Source organism: Bacteriovorax sp. Seq25_V (assembly GCF_000447795.1).
In the GTDB taxonomy this organism is placed as follows: Bacteria; Bdellovibrionota; Bacteriovoracia; order Bacteriovoracales; family Bacteriovoracaceae; genus Halobacteriovorax_A.
Genome location: NZ_AUNI01000017.1, coordinates 106646 through 122296, shown reverse-complemented (window position 1 = coordinate 122296; position 15651 = coordinate 106646). Strand labels below are relative to the sequence as shown.

The following is a 15651-nucleotide window of genomic DNA, read 5'->3' as shown; positions in this document are numbered from 1 at the left end:
AGTTGTTAAATTATATTATTAGAAGATTTTTGATTATGATCCCAACATTTTTTGGGGTCACAATTTTAATGTTTGGGATGATTAACCTCGCTCCAGGCTCGCCAATTGAACAGAAAATCCAACAAATGAGATTTGGTGGAATGGGTGATGCTGGTGCTGATATTGCTGGAGGCTCTCATAAGGATAGTGCTGTTTCAGAAGAAGTTATTGAAGCTTTAAAGAAACAATACGGTTTTGATAAGCCACTTTATGAAAGGTACTGGATCTGGTTATCTAATCTATCAAGACTTGATTTCGGAGAGAGTTTTACATATGAAGAACCTGTTCTTGATGTTGTAAAAGGAAAGTTACCTGTATCAATCCAATTCGGTGTAATTTCATTTTTCTTCTCTTACCTAATTTGTATTCCGCTTGGTGTCCTCAAGGCCATCAAGCATGGATCAAAATTTGATGTGACAAGTAGTTTCCTACTGTCAGCTCTATATTCAATCCCTGGCTTTATGCTTGGTATTTTACTACTTGTATACTTTGCAGGTGGAACATTCGTAGACTGGTTTCCTATTGGTGACCTCTACTCCGATAATTATGATGAACTTTCTTTCTGGGCCCAGATGGGGGATAGAGTGTGGCACTTCTTCCTTCCACTAGTCGCTTATATGGTAGGGCAGTTCACAGTTTTAACTCTTCTAATGAAGAACTCGATGCTTGAAGTAATTAGCCAAGATTATATTAGAACGGCAAAAGCAAAAGGTCTCTCGGATAAGATGGTTTATATGAAACACTGTCTAAGAAATGCCCTTGTTCCAATCGTTACTGGTTTTGGTCACTTCCTTTCAATGTTCTTCGCTGGTTCTCTTTTCATTGAGAGAATCTTTAACCTTGATGGTCTTGGACTTCTTGGTTACCAGTCACTATTAGAAAGAGATTATAACGTAATTATGGGATTATTCTTCATCCAAACAGTTCTGATGTTCGTAGGTAACTTAATCAGTGATATTTTGTATGTAGTTGTTGATCCAAGGATAGATTTCGAATGATAGAAAAATATATTGAAAATGAATTAACGCTAAAAAGATGGAGACGCTTTAAGAAAAGAAAAACTGCGGTAATCGCATCTATTCTTTTAGTTGTTTCTTTTATTTTAACTTTTGCAGCTCCTTTAATTGCAAATAGCAAACCTCTTTATATGAGTCACAATGGAAAGTCATACTTTCCAGCTTTCGTAGACTATCATCCTAAAGATTTTGGTATTGCTGATAGCTTTTATGTGGATTACAGAAAGATGGCCCTTGCGGAAGATTCTCTTGTGATTTGGCCTATCGTAAAATGGAATCCATATGAGAGTAACGAGGAAGTAGAGTCTTACCCATCAAAGCCAACATCATCAAACTGGTTTGGTACAGATGACCGTGGACGCGACGTCTTTACTCGTCTCCTTTATGGATATAAATACTCAATCGCATACGCGATCCTTGTTTGGATAATCTCAACAATTGTTGGGGTTCTTCTTGGTGGTCTTATGGGTTACTTTGGTGGGAAAGTAGATTTCTTTGGCCAGAGAGTTGTTGAAATTTTTAACACGGTACCGGTATTCCTCCTACTACTTACGATGATCTCGATTTTCAAACCGAGTCTCTTCCTACTCGTACTAATTTCATCTATCTTTGGATGGATGGGAGTGAGTTACTACGCACGTGGAGAGTTCTTAAAAAATAGAAACCTCGAATTTGTTGAAGCAGCACGTGGAATGGGTGCGAGTACTTCGAGAATCATCTTTAAGCACATTCTTCCAAACTCACTTGGTCCAATTATTACTTTTGCTCCATTCACGATTGCAGCGGGAATTTCTGGTCTCGCCGGTCTTGATTACCTTGGTTTTGGTCTGGAAGTTCCGACTCCTTCATGGGGAGAGCTCCTGGCCCAAGCACATAAGAACTTTACAATCGCATGGTGGTTAGCAACTTTCCCATCGGCAGCACTATTTTCAAGTCTATTCTTATTTGTACTTGTTGGTGATGGTGTAAGAGACGCTCTAGACCCAAAAATGCAATAATCAAAAGAGGGACGAATGAAAAATATTTTTCTACTTCTCTCCCTCTTTCTTTGTACTTCTACACTTTCAAAAGACTTACGAATAATTACTACAATGCCATCTCTCACTGAGATGGTTTATTTTTTAGATATGGAAAAATCCCTCGTCGGAGTAAGTCCATACTGCCTCTATCCAGAAGAAGCAAAAAAACTTCCAAAAATCGGCTCCGCAATTATGCTCGATCTTGAAAAGATTGTTGAACTAAAAGCTAATCTTGTACTTCTTCCAACAACAAAAGATTCAAGATCTTTGGACAACATCAAGAGATTAGGCCTAGACCATATTTTGGTTGGCTACGAAAGACTTGATGATATCATCACAAGCCTTAAGGAGCTTAATAAGAAATTCAACGCGCACAAAGAAGAAAAGATTTCTGACTTTGAAAGGTCATTTGTTCAGCACAAGAAAAATGATAAACGAATTCTCGTTATTATCTCTGAGGAAATTAAGTCAGGAAATATCGTCTCCGTTCGAGCCGCCGGAGCTACGACAATCTATGATGATTTACTTTTAAAGTTAGGCGCGACTAACGCCTTATCATCAGGATTCTCACTCTACCCTGAATTAAATCTTGAACAACTATTAAAGCTTAAATTTGATTATATTATAAGAGTTGGTGCACGCGAAAATAATGAGGCGCGCAGAGCTTGGGCGAAATCAATATTCGCTTCAAAAATTAGATTTATATTCAAAGACTTTGCTGTTGTGACAGGACCAAGATTAAACAAGCTCTTCGCAGAGCTTTTAAGAGTGATAAGATGATTGTTGCAAAAGACCTCTCCTTTTCAGTATTAGACAAAGTTATCTTGCATGAGACCGGCATCTCATTTGGGGATACTGGAGTCGTGGGCATTATCGGACAAAATGGTGCTGGCAAATCGACTCTTGCAAAAGCAATGTGCAATCTTCTCGACTTTAGTGGTGAGATTCTTATCAATGATAAGTCATTACGAGATATATCTGGATTCGAACGTGCTTCACTTGTGAGTTACTGTGGGGAAATGACTTCTGATATTGATTTATCTGCAGGGGAAGTTATTGAATACGCTCGAGTTGATGGATCAGAAAATAGCGATCTTCTTTCCAAAATTTATGAAATATTTGATATTGAAAAAATTAAGAAGCAAAAAATTTCAACATTAAGTGGGGGAGAGAGGCAGAGAATAAATCTTGCGGCCTCTTTTTATCAGGAAAGTGCAGCGATAATACTTGATGAGCCGACGAATTTTCTTGATCCTCTTCATATAGATATGCTTGAAAAGGCAATTGTTTTGTTTTCTAAAAATCATCTTGTAATTGTCATTTCACATAATATTAATTTTATCTCAAATATTGCAGGCTCAATAATTGGTCTAAAAAATGGAGAGGTCATCTTTAATGATGAAGTATCCAAATTACTAAGCGAGGGGTACTTAGATAAAATCTTTGAGCGTGAGTTTAAATACTTCTGCAATGAAGATGGGGTATTTATCAAATGAAAATAACTTTGTTATTAATTCTAATTTTAATTTCGGTATTTTCAATTCTGTTTGGAGATGGTGCACTATTAAATCCATGGCACTTAAATGATATTGAAACAATGATTGTACAAAGCTTGCGTATTCCTCGTATCCTGCTTTCAATCCTCATTGGCGCAACTCTAGCCAATATCGGCTGGACCTTTCAAATACTTTTTCGAAATAGTTTGGCCACTCCTTATACTCTGGGTGTTTCCTCGGTCGCAGCTGTTGCGCTAGCACTTTCTGAACTTCTATTTGAACTTGGATATACTACGAATAGAGTATTAATTTTCTGTTTACTTCTGATTCCTTTATTCTTTGTCTTATTAAAAATAAAAAAAGGAAATTACCGAAGTCAAATATTGATGTTTGGTGTTTGCATTGGAATTTTTTCTTCAAGTACCATTATCCTCATCCAATCTCTTCTTGGTAATGAGAGCGTCTCAAAACTTATTCGGTGGATGATGGGAAGCCTCAATGTTGTTGGAATGGGCGATATTTATTTTTTACTACCAATTCTAGGTCTCGCTTTTATTCTGATGGCCTTAAAAAGAAAACAATTAACCCTTTTATCTATCGGTGATATCTTTGCTCACTCTCGTGGCGTCGATACAAACTTTGTCTTTAAATATTATATTCTAATTTGCTCCATTGCTGTATGCACTGTTGTTTGGATCTGTGGACCAATAGGTTTTGTAGGCCTCATCATTCCACACTTTACGAAGAGGATGTTTGGTGCAGATATTTCAAAGTATCAGGTACATAATATTTTATTAGGAGCAATTTTCTTAGTGGGATGTGATTTTTTGTCTCGAAATCTCTTTGGGGAAATTCAGCTACCAATTGGAGCGATTACAGCAACAGTGGGCGCTCCACTGCTACTGTATCAAGTTTTAAAAACTAAGGCCTAACGAGCTTTGAGTGCCTCTAGCTTCACAGTCGCTTTCGCCTTTTTCTTATCTCTGATGTAGCTAACTTCAACCTTGTCGCCGATTTTGTATTCAAATAAAATATTGAATATATCATCAAAACTATCAACGCTTTTGCCATCAATGGCAGTAATAACATCTCCGACATAAATATTCTCCCTGTCTTGAGTCATTCCAAGAAGCCCAGCATCAGCTGCTGCACCATCTTTGAAAACGAATCCAATTGGTAATCCCTTTTCAACTTTAATTCCGTAGTAGTAAGCAAGTTCCTCGCGACTTATTGGGCGAATTCCAAGTCCTGCTCTCTTAACTTCTCCATACTTTATTAACTGTGGAACGATTGATTTAATTGTATTAATTGGAACTGAAAAACCAACACCGGCACTAGAACCAGATTTCGAGAAAATCATCGTGTTCATTCCGATAACTTCTCCACTCGAATTTAATAGTGGTCCTCCCGAGTTCCCCGGGTTGATTGATGTATCAGTTTGGATCATATCAAAAATTTTCACCCCTCCGATTCCGGTAATACTTCTACCTAGCGCGGAAACAATTCCCTGAGTGAGTGTATTGTCGAGCCCAAACGGATTTCCGATTGCAACGGCCTTTTGACCAACTTGTAATTCTTTTGAATCACCGAGTTTAACATTTGTAAGTGATGATGGAGCATCAATAAGTTTTAAAACAGCAACGTCTTTGCTCGGTTCTGTTCCGACAAGTTTTGCTTCATACTCTTTAGGATCTTTGTGAAGTTTCACGGTAAACTTTGATCCGCCTTGAACTACGTGGAAGTTAGTTACAATATAACCATCGCTATTCCAGATAAATCCAGTCCCTTCTCCTTCAACAACCTCCATTGGGTTGAGATCCATGAAGAATCCACGCCTTACTTTTTTAATATTAGAAATGTGAACAACAGATTTTACATTGTCCTTGAAAATAGAAATGGTGTTTTTTTCATTTTCGAGAAGCGCCTTATTTTCATTAATTTCGAACAATGCGTAGGTTTGAACCTGAAGTAGCGCGACCAATAGTGTGGCCAGACTTAGATTTTTCAACAATAGCCTCCTTTCTTTGACTGAGCTTCCTATATATATGTATAATTCTAATAAATTTTTTGCTCAAGCCAAGTTTTTGTCAAAACTTTGCAAGGTATCAATATTAAAAGGATAAGTGTTTGAAAATACAATATTTTAGCCGCCCAAATGGGCAAGTTGAAACGGAAAAAGTTTACGGTGATAGTGGAGTAAAATGGCTCTACGAATCCCTTGGTGGAAAGATTTTATCACCATTACTCGCAACGGCTCCAATCAGTGTTATTTACGGAATGATGCAAAGTTCTTCATCAAGTAAGAATAAAATCCCTGAGTTTATCAAAAATTTTGATATTAAAATGGAAGACTACATCCCTGAAAAAGGGCGACCGGAGAGTGATCCATATTCAAGTTTTAATAAATTTTTTATCCGCCAATTTAGAGAAGGAAAGAGAGAGTTTATTCAGACACCAAACGAAATGCCAGCATTTTGTGAGGCTAGATATTTTGGGTACGATTCAATCCGCGACGAAGATACAATTCCAGTTAAAGGCAAATTTCTAAATGCAAAGGAGCTACTTGCAAACGAAAAGTGGACTTCGACTTTTAACGATGGACCACTACTTCTTGCTAGGCTTTGTCCTGTTGATTATCACCGTTTTCATTATCCTGATAACGGTAAAGTTATCGACTACTATAAGGTTTCTGGAAAATATCATTCAGTTAATCCGATCGCACTTAAAAAGAAAAACGATATCTTTTCAACCAATATTCGTGAAGTGACAATTCTTGAAACTGAGAACTTTGGAAAGCTTGCTTACGTAGAAGTTGGAGCTATCTGTGTTGGTCGTATTGTCCAATCAACTGACCTCAAAGATTTCAAACGCGGACAAGAGAAAGGATACTTTCTCTTCGGTGGTTCAACAGTAATTGTGATCGGAGAGAAAGGTAAGTGGGCACCTTCTACTGACATTCTCGAGAATACAAAGAAGGGGATGGAAACATACCTACATATTGGAACTCAAGCTGGCCTGAAGCTTTAGCAAAAGTCTCCTGGAACCTTTTTTAAAAGGTTTGATCCAAAAATCCATTAGTGATAATATTTCATAAGGAAGAGGTGATGCGCGAACATCACCTCTATTACCTTAAAAATTTCTAACTTCTAGTATCCACAGCAAAAGCTGAAGAACTAAAATTAGAAACTTTAAGAACCTCATGAATTCGTCCATGATTTCCTCTTTGTAAAAGGTCACATCATTGTGACAAAGAAGAATGGAGAATTTCATGAGGTTTCTATGCAATTTAGGTTTTCTTTACTTTTCTATAACTTCCTATTTTCATTCATCTAATATTTAACCGTATTCAATTTTGTATTTTCAAAGTTCAAATTCTGATGTCACAACACTTAAAAGGTGTCCAGGAACCTTTTCAAAATTAATTGCATCCAATTTTCAAAACTGATAAAGTTACATAAGGAAGAGGTGATGCGGTTACATCACCTCTATTACCCTAAAACTTTCTACGCTCTAATATCAACAGCAAAAGCTGAAGAATTAGAACTAGAAATTTTAAGAACCTCATGAATTCGTCCATGATTTCTCCTTTGATAAGGTCCCCTTCATTGGGGGCAAAGAAGAATGGCGAATTTCATGAGGTTTCTATGCAAGAACGCGCAATTACTCAGGCTTCTAATTATCAGAAATTATTGATCCATTTTAATTGTGAGATCAGAAATTGAACTCGAACTATTTAAGTTCTATTGTTGCAAATACAGGAAAGTGGTCCGAAGGAAAAATTCCACGGTGACTATCACGGTGAAGATCAATTGCATCACAACTGATATTCTTTGAAAGCATAATCCAGTCGATTCTCGCACCATCACATCTTTCACCTGTAAAATTATGATGACTAGTCTCTTCCGGCTTTTCATGAGCAGTCCATGGATCATAGAGACCAAGCTTCTCAACGATGAGCTTTCTCACATCTTCTCTAGGAGATTCATTAAAATCACCACAAAGTATCATATGAGTACAATCATTTATTTTAGAAATCTCATTAATAAGAACACCTATTTGTGCCTCTCGCGTTTCACTATGAATATGGTCAAGATGAACATCTACAAAGAGCAGTGTTCTTTTTTGAGAACATTTAAACTTCGACCACGTACATAGTCTTGGAAATGCACTATTAAATGACTTCGATGCTACAACATCAGGAGTTTCCGATAGCCAGATGTCCCCTGAATCAAGAACGTGAAGATCTTCTCTACGATAAAAGATTGAAGGGTACATTCTTTCATCAATCCACGAGCGATGGGAGTCCGAGATATCAAGTTCTTCTAGCAGGGACTTGAGATCGTAAAGCTGCCACTGCCAGCCTTCTTGTGTTCCGAGAAGGTCTGGATTAAAGGAATTGATAACATCTGCAAGGATTTCGCGACGGCCTTTCCAGTCATGATCGCCATCTTTTGGGTTATCAAATCGAATATTTGAACTAGCAACTTTTAATTTCATTCTTATATGAGAACACATTTGTTCCTGAATGAGAACAATTTAAGCTTTTTGAACGTGATTTTAGTCATTTATGCTGATTAAAAATTGGCCTGAATAATGCTTATTAGAAAATGTTAAATAAGGAGGCGACTTAATGAAATCAGAGCAGAAGCGATTAATTGAAAGATTTAAAGAACTTTATGGAAATCCAACTTACAAAGAGATGGCCGAGATTACAGACATTCAAATGACGAGAGCTTTTAGGCTTTGTAATGGTTTTGAAATGAAACTTACTGAGTACCTTAAAATCAGTAAGAAGATTGATGAAAAAATCGCAGAGACATCAACAGTTAAAAATACATTCAATACTTGCTTAGATGAACTTTCAGTGAACGCTCTAATGGAAATTGAAAAATTTTGTATGAGAAAGCTTGAAGTTAAAGATATTGTAAAAAGTTCAACGATTAAAGAAGTTGTAGCGTAGGAGTGAAGATGAAAGGTTTAGTTTTATTAGAAAGAGTTGTTTTAGAATCTATCTCAAAAAATAATAATAATGTCTCGATGATCTCTCGTGATATTGAGATTGATCCTTCAATTGTATTGTCTGTAATAGCAAGATTAACAGCGAAAGGACTTGTGACTTTCATTGGTGGTATTTATCAAATCGCACAAAATCAAATCGCATGGCAGGCCGCGAATCGAATTGAGTCTGTGAGAGATGAAATAAAAGAACTCAATGATAATATCGTTGATACATGCTTTAATAGTGAGTCAGCAAATATGTATAAACTTCAAAAGATTCTTCTTAATGAAAAAGAGGAGAAGATTCTTAATTCACTTCTTAATAATGTTGAGTCATACATTACTAATCTTAGAAACGATAGAAAGAAAGACAAGAAATTTCATGATGTGACATCGAAGCAAAAAGTGATTTTCTGGGGACATACAAGTTATGGTCAGGTTCTTACAAAGTCACTTGAAAAAGTTGGCTAATCGCTTTTATTCTATAGGCGGATCTTTTAAGGTCCGCAAATTTTTTAAGACTAATGAAATATCACTAGATCCAGCAAGTCCACATGTTGGCGAAATTATCTTATACCCCTCAAATAAAATATTTGAATATTTTCCATCCTTATCCACACAGCCAGGAATCAATTTTTCGTAGTTACTGACCTTATTATGAAGGTTAGGATTTAAAAGATAATCATATGAGAAAAAATCGAGATCGTTTAGAAGATTATCATCTAGTTGAAAATCGCTAAGATTTGCGCAAGTGTGAATTGATACTTTACGACCTAGGTTACGAATATGATCGATAGTAAACTCATTCCAAACGGGTTCATCTATGAAGATTAATACTTGTCCGTTGAAAGAAAGTGAATCAAGTTTTGAAAATATTTTTTTGTAATGAGAAACAGGGAGGCCAGTTGTTGCCGGTCCCGCAATTTGAACTTTAACTAGCTTCTTGTGATCCCTCGTACAGTGATCATAAAAGTCCTGAAGTCCATGAAAGTTAGAATTATTGATCTGATCGATCATATTTCCATGAATGCTGAGGATTTGAGGAAAAAAAGGAATATCAAATTGAAGAGAGTATTCAAATGCTTTGTCGATTTGCATTTCAGGAAGAGAGCCAATCCCTGTCGTAAGAATTTTATCCGACATAACCATGAGTCTTTAGCATATCATTTAAAATATCTTTTAGTTGATATTTAAGCATTTTATTTTCAGGTGATTGTGTACAACAACTGATATAGCCGAGCATTTTTGGAAAAGTTGTCGTGCGATTTTTCTCTGTAAGCCATTGATGAAAAATCGCAATGGCCTCAATCCATTGAGGAAGATCATACTCTGATTCATCTACAAAACTAAAAAGCATCTCTCCTGTCTCTTTATGGTTAGGATTTGTCTTGTAAGAGTGGGAGAGGTAGTGAAATAAAGGGCGTAGTTGTGCCTCATCTTCACAGCTACCTAGGAGTAGCTTTATTCGTTCATCAGAGATAAACATTTGTGAATAAGTACTTCGAATATTATCGAAGTACTTATCTATGAGTTGATGTGAATTGTTCTTAACCATTTCTTTGCTTCTTCTAGCTCCATTCCCTTTCTTTTGGCGTAGCTTTCAACTTGATCGTCACCAATAGAGAGAATATTAAAATATTTACTTTGAGGATGCGAGAAAAGATAACCCGAAACTGAACTGGCCGGCATCATCGCCATATTTTCAGTTAAGCTTGCGCCTGTTGTATTATCAGCATCAAGAAGCTTCCAAATCTTAAGCTTCTCTGTGTGCTCTGGACATGCTGGATATCCTGGAGCAGGTCTAATACCCTGATACTTTTCTTTGATTAGATCTTCGATAGCAAGTTCAGTATTTTCAATTCCCCAATACTCACGTGCCTTCTTATGGATTAATTCGGCATAGGCTTCGGCAAGTCGATCACCAACTGCTTTGATCATAATTGCACTATAGTCATCATTTATTTTTTCAAACTGCTTAGCGAAATCCTCGACTCCGTGAATTGTAACAACAAAACTTCCGATATAATCATCAATTGAATTATCTTCCTGAATGAAGTCACTAAGAGAGTAGTAGTGATCATCTGACTTTGTTTTTGTTTTTTGCTGACGAATAAAGTTAAATGTTTCAATTTTGTCACCAGCTTCATTAAAGAGATGGACATCATCGCGCTCTCTTTGTGCCTTCCAGAATCCTAGAGCGGCACGAGGCTTGAATCTATCCTCTTTAATAATTCTCTCTAAAAAGTTTGAAGCGTCTTTAAAAAGTTTCTTGGCCTCTTCTCCATATGTGTCATGTGAAAGAATTTTTGGATAAACTCCCTTTAATTCCCATGTCCAAAAGAATGGTGACCAATCGATATATTTTGAAATTTCTTCAATTGTAATATCCGTGATTTCTTTGCGTCCAACAAAACTTGGAGTAATCACTTTCTTATCATTAAAGCGAGGTCTTCTCTCGTATGCTTCTTCATAAGAGATAACTTGATTTGTGCTATTTTTAGAATTTTCGAAATAGTCTCTTAGATTTGATTGTTTCTTTTTTAATTCTTCGAGATATTTTTCACGAAAGTTATCACTCAATAAGTTATTTGCAATTTCTACAACAAGTGAAGCATCAGGTACTTGAACCACTGGATTTTGAGTGTGTGGTGCAATCTTTACTGCTGTGTGAGTTTGACTTGTTGTCGCACCCCCAACTAATACAGGGATATTGAGTCCTTGTCGCTCAAATTCAGCCACATTGTGAATCATCTCATCAAGAGATGGGGTAATAAGACCACTGAGTCCTACAAGAACTGCGTTATGTTCTTTACATGCCTTAATTATGGCATCACAAGATACCATAACTCCAAGATCAATTACGTTATACCCATTACAAGCGAGTACTACACCAACAATATTTTTCCCAATGTCGTGAACATCACCCTTAACTGTGGCAATTACAAAGTTCATCGCGCTTGAAGTATCTGCCTTATCTTTATCCATAAATGGTTCAAGATAAGCTACGGCCTGCTTCATTACTCGAGCACTCTTAACAACTTGTGGAAGAAACATCTTTCCTTGGCCAAAAAGATCACCAACAACTTTCATTCCTTCCATCAGTGGACCTTCAATGACGTTAAGAGGCTTTCCAAGTTCTTGGCGAGCTTGCTCAACATCTTCTTCAATAAAAGTAGTAATACCCTTCACTAAAGAGTGGGTAATACGCTCTTGAAGAGAAGATTGTCTCCATGAAAGATCATCTTCTTTTTTCTTCCCCTGTATACCTTTAAACCTTTCAGCATAATCAATAAGGGCTTCGGTCGCATCAGGATGTTTGTTAAGAAGTACATCCTCGATTTTTTCTTTTAGTGTGGGTTCAATATTCTCGTAGATCTCAAGCATCCCTGCATTGACGATCCCCATGTCTAGCCCCGCTTGAATTGCATAGTATAGAAATGAACTATGCATGGCCTCTCTTACAACATTATTTCCTCTAAACGAGAAAGAAACATTTGAGACTCCTCCTGATGTTAAAGCTCCCGGACATGTCGCCTTAATTTCACGGACGGCTTCGATGAAGTCGACTGCGTAGTTATTATGTTCTTCGATCCCTGTTCCAACGGTTAAAATATTAGGATCAAAAATAATATCATGTGGATTAAATCCAACATCTTCTACGAGAATTTTATATGCACGTTGGCAAATTCGAACTTTGTCTGCTTGTGTTGCTGCTTGCCCCTCTTCATCAAAGGCCATAACTACAGTAGCAGCACCATATTCTTTAATAAGTTTTGCATGGGCCTTGAACGCTTCTTCTCCCTCTTTTAGTGAGATTGAATTCACGATACCTTTACCTTGGATACATTTTAGTCCCGCTTCGATAACTTCCCATTTTGAAGAATCGATCATGATTGGAACTTTGCAAATATCTGGCTCAGAAGCAATTAGGTTTAAAAATTGAATCATGCATGCTTTTGAATCAAGAAGACCTTCGTCAAAATTGATGTCAATAATATTTGCACCATTTTCAACTTGCTGTCTGGCGACGTTTAGGGCCTCATCAAAATTTCCTTCTTTGATAAGTTTGGCAAAGCGAGGTGAACCTGTGACGTTCGTTCTTTCTCCAACCATAATAAATGGACGATCACCTGAAGAACTCAGGTTGAGAGGCTCTAGGCCTGATAACTTTAATTCTTCTTTTATTGTTCCAATTTTTCGAGGCTTAATATCTTTGAGGTGTTTAACAATTGATGCGATATGATCTGGAGTTGTTCCACAGCATCCGCCAACAATATTTATAAGCTCACTTGTTGCAAATTCCTCAAGAAAGCTTGCTGTTTGTGCAGGTGTCTCATCATAACCAGTTTCACTTAGAGGGTTAGGAAGTCCTGCATTTGGATAACAGCTAATATAGCAATTCGAAATTTTTGAGAGTTCTTCGATATAAGGTCTCATCTCCTGAGCACCAAGCGCACAGTTAATACCAACACTAAATGGTTTAGCGTGAGCAACTGAATTCCAAAATGCCTCAACAGTCTGACCAGACAGTGTTCTACCAGAAGCATCAGTAATAGTTACAGAGAGCATCACTGGAATATCTAGATTATATTCTTCGAGATACTTATTCATTGCAAAAATAGCAGCTTTTAAATTTAGTGTATCAAAAGTTGTTTCTGCGATTAGAATGTCTGCGCCACCATCAACAAGACCTTTTGTTTGAAAATAGTAATTTTCAACGAGCTCATCAAAAGTAACTCCTCGGAAAGCTGGATTATTAACATCTGGAGAAATTGAAGCTGTCTTATTTGTTGGACCTAAAGCGCCTGCAACATAGCAGGTATGACTTGGATTTTCTTTTTTAAAATCAATACATGCTTCTTTCGCAATCTTTGCTGCTTGAAAATTGATATCATATACAGCATCTTCAAGCTCATAATCTGCTTGTGCGATTTTTGTCCCTGAAAAAGTATTTGTTTCGATTATATTTGAACCAGCACGAAGATACTTCGTATGAATCTCTTTAATAATTTCAGGACGAGTGATGTTTAAAAGATCATTATTTCCTTTTAGGTCAATCTTTGAATTTTTGAAACGTTCTCCTCTAAAATCCTTTTCTTCTAATTTATATTGTTGAATCATTGTCCCCATTGCTCCATCAAGGAAAACAATTTGAGACTTTACCAAATTTTCTAATTCTTTTTTAATACTCATTTAAAAAAACTTCTTTACTACTTGAGCTACACTTTTTGCATCATTCATAACGTAGAAGTGTAGGGATGGGACTTTAGCATTCACTAGTTCTTCACATTGTTTAATCGCGAAATTTATTCCAATTTCTTCGACGTGTTTAGGGTTCGCATGTGCTTCTTCTACGAACTCATCTGGGAAATCAACATAGAAATTACTTGGGACAGAGTTGAACTGCTTCAGGTTTTTTATAACTTTAATTCCTGGGACGATTGGCACTTGAATTCCGGCCTGTCTACATAGTTCAACAAATTGAAAATATTTTTCATTCTTAAAGAACATCTGTGTCGCGATATAATCAGCACCAGCATCAACTTTATCTTTGAGGTGTTGAATATCTAGTTTAAGACTTGGGGCTTCAAAATGTTTTTCTGGGTAACCAGCAACACCAACACCGAAGTCTAGCGGAAGTGACTGTGAAAGTTCATCAAGAAATCTTCCATTTTTTACGTCATTGATTTGTTTAACAAGATCGATGGCATAATGATTTACCGAGCGAGACTTGTCGTATTGCTTATTATAGTTAAGACCATCTCCACGAAGAGCAAGAACGTTGTGAATACCAAGAAAGTTAAGTTCGATCATGGCGTCTTCTGTTTCTTCTTTCGTAAACCCCTGAGTTAGTAAGTGGGTTACAGTATCAACACGAAATCTATTTTGAATAACACCACAGATCCCAATAGTTCCTGGGCGCTTCTTATAGATTTTCCTTTCAATTGTTCCATCTGGTCTTTCATTATAGTATGCGCCAGCGGGGTGGGCAGTTACATCAATCCATGAAGGATTATGTGGAAGTAGAGTTTCAACTACATCTGTTACTGCAGTAATAGTCTTTCCTCTTGGTGGAGGTACAATTTCAAAACTAAAAAGAGTGCCGTTTGACTTTGAGATATGCTCAATTACTTTCATATTCTTTCCATGCTGATTTAAAGGGGATTTCAAAGCCTTATTTTACAAGGAAAGTGGTAAAAAAGAAAGTGAAGGTTGTTTTTAACAACCCTCACTTAAAAGAAAATTTGGTGGGATTAAAGGGGAATGGAAATTGTGAATTGAGTTATAACATTGGGAATTGATCGGCATGAAAGATCTCCGCCGATGCTTTTTAAAAGTTTAATTGTGTTTGTTAGTCCTAGGCCTTGTCCTCCTTCTGTGTATGTTTGTCCAACTTGTCCAATTTTAGATATTTTGCTTGCTTCGATGCCTTTTCCAGTATCGATAACCTCAATTTTTAAAAAATTCTTATGTAATCTAGCTTTAATCGAAATATTTCTACTAGAAGCGTTAATTGAATTATTGATAAGATTTGAAAGTATATTCTCAATCTCTGAAGTCGAGAGAGGAAGTTTTAGCCACGGGTTTAGAAGATTTGCACTTGTTGAAATCTGACATCCTAGCTCCAGTTCTTTTTGCTTTTTGATTGAATTGAATAAGTTTGCAATGCAAACCTCTTTTTCTTCTGACCTCTTTTCTTCATTTTTTTGACCAGTCAATGAAGCGATCCTTTTCATACAAGACTCGTACATTGAATTTCTTTCTTCATCCGATAAACTCTGAACTGATACTAGTGCTTGTAGAGCTTGAAGAGGTGAGCGAATATCATGTAAGAAGCTTTTCACTGGGTTTGCTTGTTCTTTTGTATTAGCAAATGTTCTTGTATTAAGTTCTACGATATTTAATGTACTCATTATTTCCTCACTCATGTTGTTCATCTGGGGCGAATATAATTTCAGTACGCAAAAAATGCGAATTTGGCTCAGGCCGGAATGTCACTTTGTGACCCAGGGTGGGATACTCCATGTGAAATCAAGCTTTTAAATTCAATTAACTGATGATGGAACTCGGGTAACGACAGGG

The 15651-nt window shown here is 36.7% G+C and carries 15 protein-coding genes; 8 read left to right on the top strand and 7 right to left on the bottom strand.

The window, feature by feature from the left end:
• The first annotated feature begins 2 nt into the window (after nt 1–2).
• Genes M900_RS11085 through M900_RS11065 form a run of 5 tightly spaced genes read left to right on the top strand, consistent with a single transcriptional unit; the run spans nt 3 to nt 4502 of the window.
• Entirely contained in the window at nt 3–1037 is a 1035-nt protein-coding gene (locus tag M900_RS11085) for an ABC transporter permease subunit (RefSeq protein WP_021275012.1), read from the top strand.
• Nucleotides 1034–2053, top strand: coding sequence for an ABC transporter permease subunit (locus M900_RS11080; protein WP_021274998.1), 1020 nt, complete (start codon nt 1034–1036; stop codon nt 2051–2053). The genes M900_RS11085 and M900_RS11080 overlap by 4 nt, the downstream gene beginning before the upstream one ends.
• A 15-nt stretch (nt 2054–2068) precedes the next feature.
• Nucleotides 2069–2854 carry an ABC transporter substrate-binding protein gene (locus M900_RS11075; protein WP_021274951.1) on the top strand — a complete coding sequence of 262 codons (786 nt, stop codon included), beginning with the start codon at nt 2069–2071 and terminating at the stop codon, nt 2852–2854.
• Nucleotides 2851–3570, top strand: a complete 720-nt coding sequence (locus M900_RS11070) for an ABC transporter ATP-binding protein (RefSeq protein ID WP_021274887.1) — start codon at nt 2851–2853, stop codon at nt 3568–3570. Before M900_RS11075 ends, M900_RS11070 begins: the two co-directional genes overlap by 4 nt.
• Nucleotides 3567–4502 carry an iron ABC transporter permease gene (locus M900_RS11065; RefSeq protein WP_021274897.1) on the top strand — a complete coding sequence of 312 codons (936 nt, stop codon included), beginning with the start codon at nt 3567–3569 and terminating at the stop codon, nt 4500–4502. Before M900_RS11070 ends, M900_RS11065 begins: the two co-directional genes overlap by 4 nt.
• On the opposite strand, the gene M900_RS11060 is transcribed toward M900_RS11065, so the two are convergent.
• Nucleotides 4499–5578 carry a S1C family serine protease gene (locus M900_RS11060; protein ID WP_021274962.1) on the bottom strand — a complete coding sequence of 360 codons (1080 nt, stop codon included), beginning with the start codon at nt 5576–5578 and terminating at the stop codon, nt 4499–4501. The two genes, M900_RS11065 and M900_RS11060, sit on opposite strands and share 4 nt — an antisense overlap.
• Nucleotides 5579–5697: 119 nt before the next feature.
• On the opposite strand from M900_RS11060, the gene M900_RS11055 reads away from it, so the two are divergent.
• Nucleotides 5698–6597: a phosphatidylserine decarboxylase gene (locus M900_RS11055; RefSeq protein ID WP_021275016.1), complete on the top strand. Its 900-nt coding sequence runs from the start codon at nt 5698–5700 to the stop codon at nt 6595–6597.
• A 702-nt stretch (nt 6598–7299) separates the two neighbouring features.
• On the opposite strand, the gene M900_RS11050 is transcribed toward M900_RS11055, so the two are convergent.
• The gene (locus M900_RS11050; protein ID WP_021274976.1) at nt 7300–8067 is read right to left on the bottom strand and encodes an endonuclease/exonuclease/phosphatase family protein; all 768 of its coding nucleotides are present in this window, start codon (nt 8065–8067) and stop codon (nt 7300–7302) included.
• Nucleotides 8068–8200: 133 nt separating this feature from the next.
• Here M900_RS11050 and M900_RS11045 point away from each other — a divergent pair, with 133 nt between their 5' ends.
• Together M900_RS11045 and M900_RS11040 are read left to right on the top strand one after the other, a co-directional pair.
• Nucleotides 8201–8530 carry a hypothetical protein gene (locus tag M900_RS11045; protein WP_021274905.1) on the top strand — a complete coding sequence of 110 codons (330 nt, stop codon included), beginning with the start codon at nt 8201–8203 and terminating at the stop codon, nt 8528–8530.
• A gap of 8 nt (nt 8531–8538) precedes the next feature.
• Nucleotides 8539–9039: a hypothetical protein gene (locus M900_RS11040; RefSeq protein WP_021274956.1), complete on the top strand. Its 501-nt coding sequence runs from the start codon at nt 8539–8541 to the stop codon at nt 9037–9039.
• A 6-nt stretch (nt 9040–9045) separates the two neighbouring features.
• On the opposite strand, the gene M900_RS11035 is transcribed toward M900_RS11040, so the two are convergent.
• The 5 genes from M900_RS11035 to M900_RS11015 form a co-directional block, all read right to left on the bottom strand.
• Nucleotides 9046–9711 carry a hypothetical protein gene (locus M900_RS11035; protein WP_034732451.1) on the bottom strand — a complete coding sequence of 222 codons (666 nt, stop codon included), beginning with the start codon at nt 9709–9711 and terminating at the stop codon, nt 9046–9048.
• Nucleotides 9701–10123 (bottom strand): hypothetical protein, encoded by a 423-nt coding sequence (locus M900_RS11030; RefSeq protein WP_034732449.1) that lies wholly within the window; start codon nt 10121–10123, stop codon nt 9701–9703. The genes M900_RS11035 and M900_RS11030 overlap by 11 nt, the downstream gene beginning before the upstream one ends.
• Nucleotides 10093–13761: a methionine synthase gene (gene metH, locus M900_RS11025; RefSeq protein ID WP_021274911.1), complete on the bottom strand. Its 3669-nt coding sequence runs from the start codon at nt 13759–13761 to the stop codon at nt 10093–10095. The genes M900_RS11030 and metH overlap by 31 nt, the downstream gene beginning before the upstream one ends.
• Nucleotides 13762–14706: a methylenetetrahydrofolate reductase gene (locus M900_RS11020; RefSeq protein WP_021275006.1), complete on the bottom strand. Its 945-nt coding sequence runs from the start codon at nt 14704–14706 to the stop codon at nt 13762–13764.
• Nucleotides 14707–14822: 116 nt separating this feature from the next.
• The gene (locus tag M900_RS11015; RefSeq protein ID WP_021274917.1) at nt 14823–15482 is read right to left on the bottom strand and encodes a HAMP domain-containing sensor histidine kinase; all 660 of its coding nucleotides are present in this window, start codon (nt 15480–15482) and stop codon (nt 14823–14825) included.
• Between the last annotated feature and the right edge of the window lie 169 nt (nt 15483–15651).

Bases quoted from the DNA above. Each gene is read 5' to 3' on its own strand.
- M900_RS11035 (WP_034732451.1), bottom strand. From the start codon at position 9,711: ATGTCGGATAAAATTCTTACGACAGGGATTGGCTCTCTTCCTGAAATG.
- M900_RS11075 (WP_021274951.1), top strand. From the start codon at position 2,069: ATGAAAAATATTTTTCTACTTCTCTCCCTCTTTCTTTGTACTTCTACA.
- M900_RS11015 (WP_021274917.1), bottom strand. From the start codon at position 15,482: ATGAGTACATTAAATATCGTAGAACTTAATACAAGAACATTTGCTAAT.
- M900_RS11065 (WP_021274897.1), top strand. From the start codon at position 3,567: ATGAAAATAACTTTGTTATTAATTCTAATTTTAATTTCGGTATTTTCA.
- M900_RS11070 (WP_021274887.1), top strand. From the start codon at position 2,851: ATGATTGTTGCAAAAGACCTCTCCTTTTCAGTATTAGACAAAGTTATC.
- M900_RS11030 (WP_034732449.1), bottom strand. From the start codon at position 10,123: ATGGTTAAGAACAATTCACATCAACTCATAGATAAGTACTTCGATAAT.
- metH (WP_021274911.1), bottom strand. From the start codon at position 13,761: ATGAGTATTAAAAAAGAATTAGAAAATTTGGTAAAGTCTCAAATTGTT.
- M900_RS11050 (WP_021274976.1), bottom strand. From the start codon at position 8,067: ATGAAATTAAAAGTTGCTAGTTCAAATATTCGATTTGATAACCCAAAA.
- M900_RS11080 (WP_021274998.1), top strand. From the start codon at position 1,034: ATGATAGAAAAATATATTGAAAATGAATTAACGCTAAAAAGATGGAGA.
- M900_RS11045 (WP_021274905.1), top strand. From the start codon at position 8,201: ATGAAATCAGAGCAGAAGCGATTAATTGAAAGATTTAAAGAACTTTAT.
- M900_RS11040 (WP_021274956.1), top strand. From the start codon at position 8,539: ATGAAAGGTTTAGTTTTATTAGAAAGAGTTGTTTTAGAATCTATCTCA.
- M900_RS11020 (WP_021275006.1), bottom strand. From the start codon at position 14,706: ATGAAAGTAATTGAGCATATCTCAAAGTCAAACGGCACTCTTTTTAGT.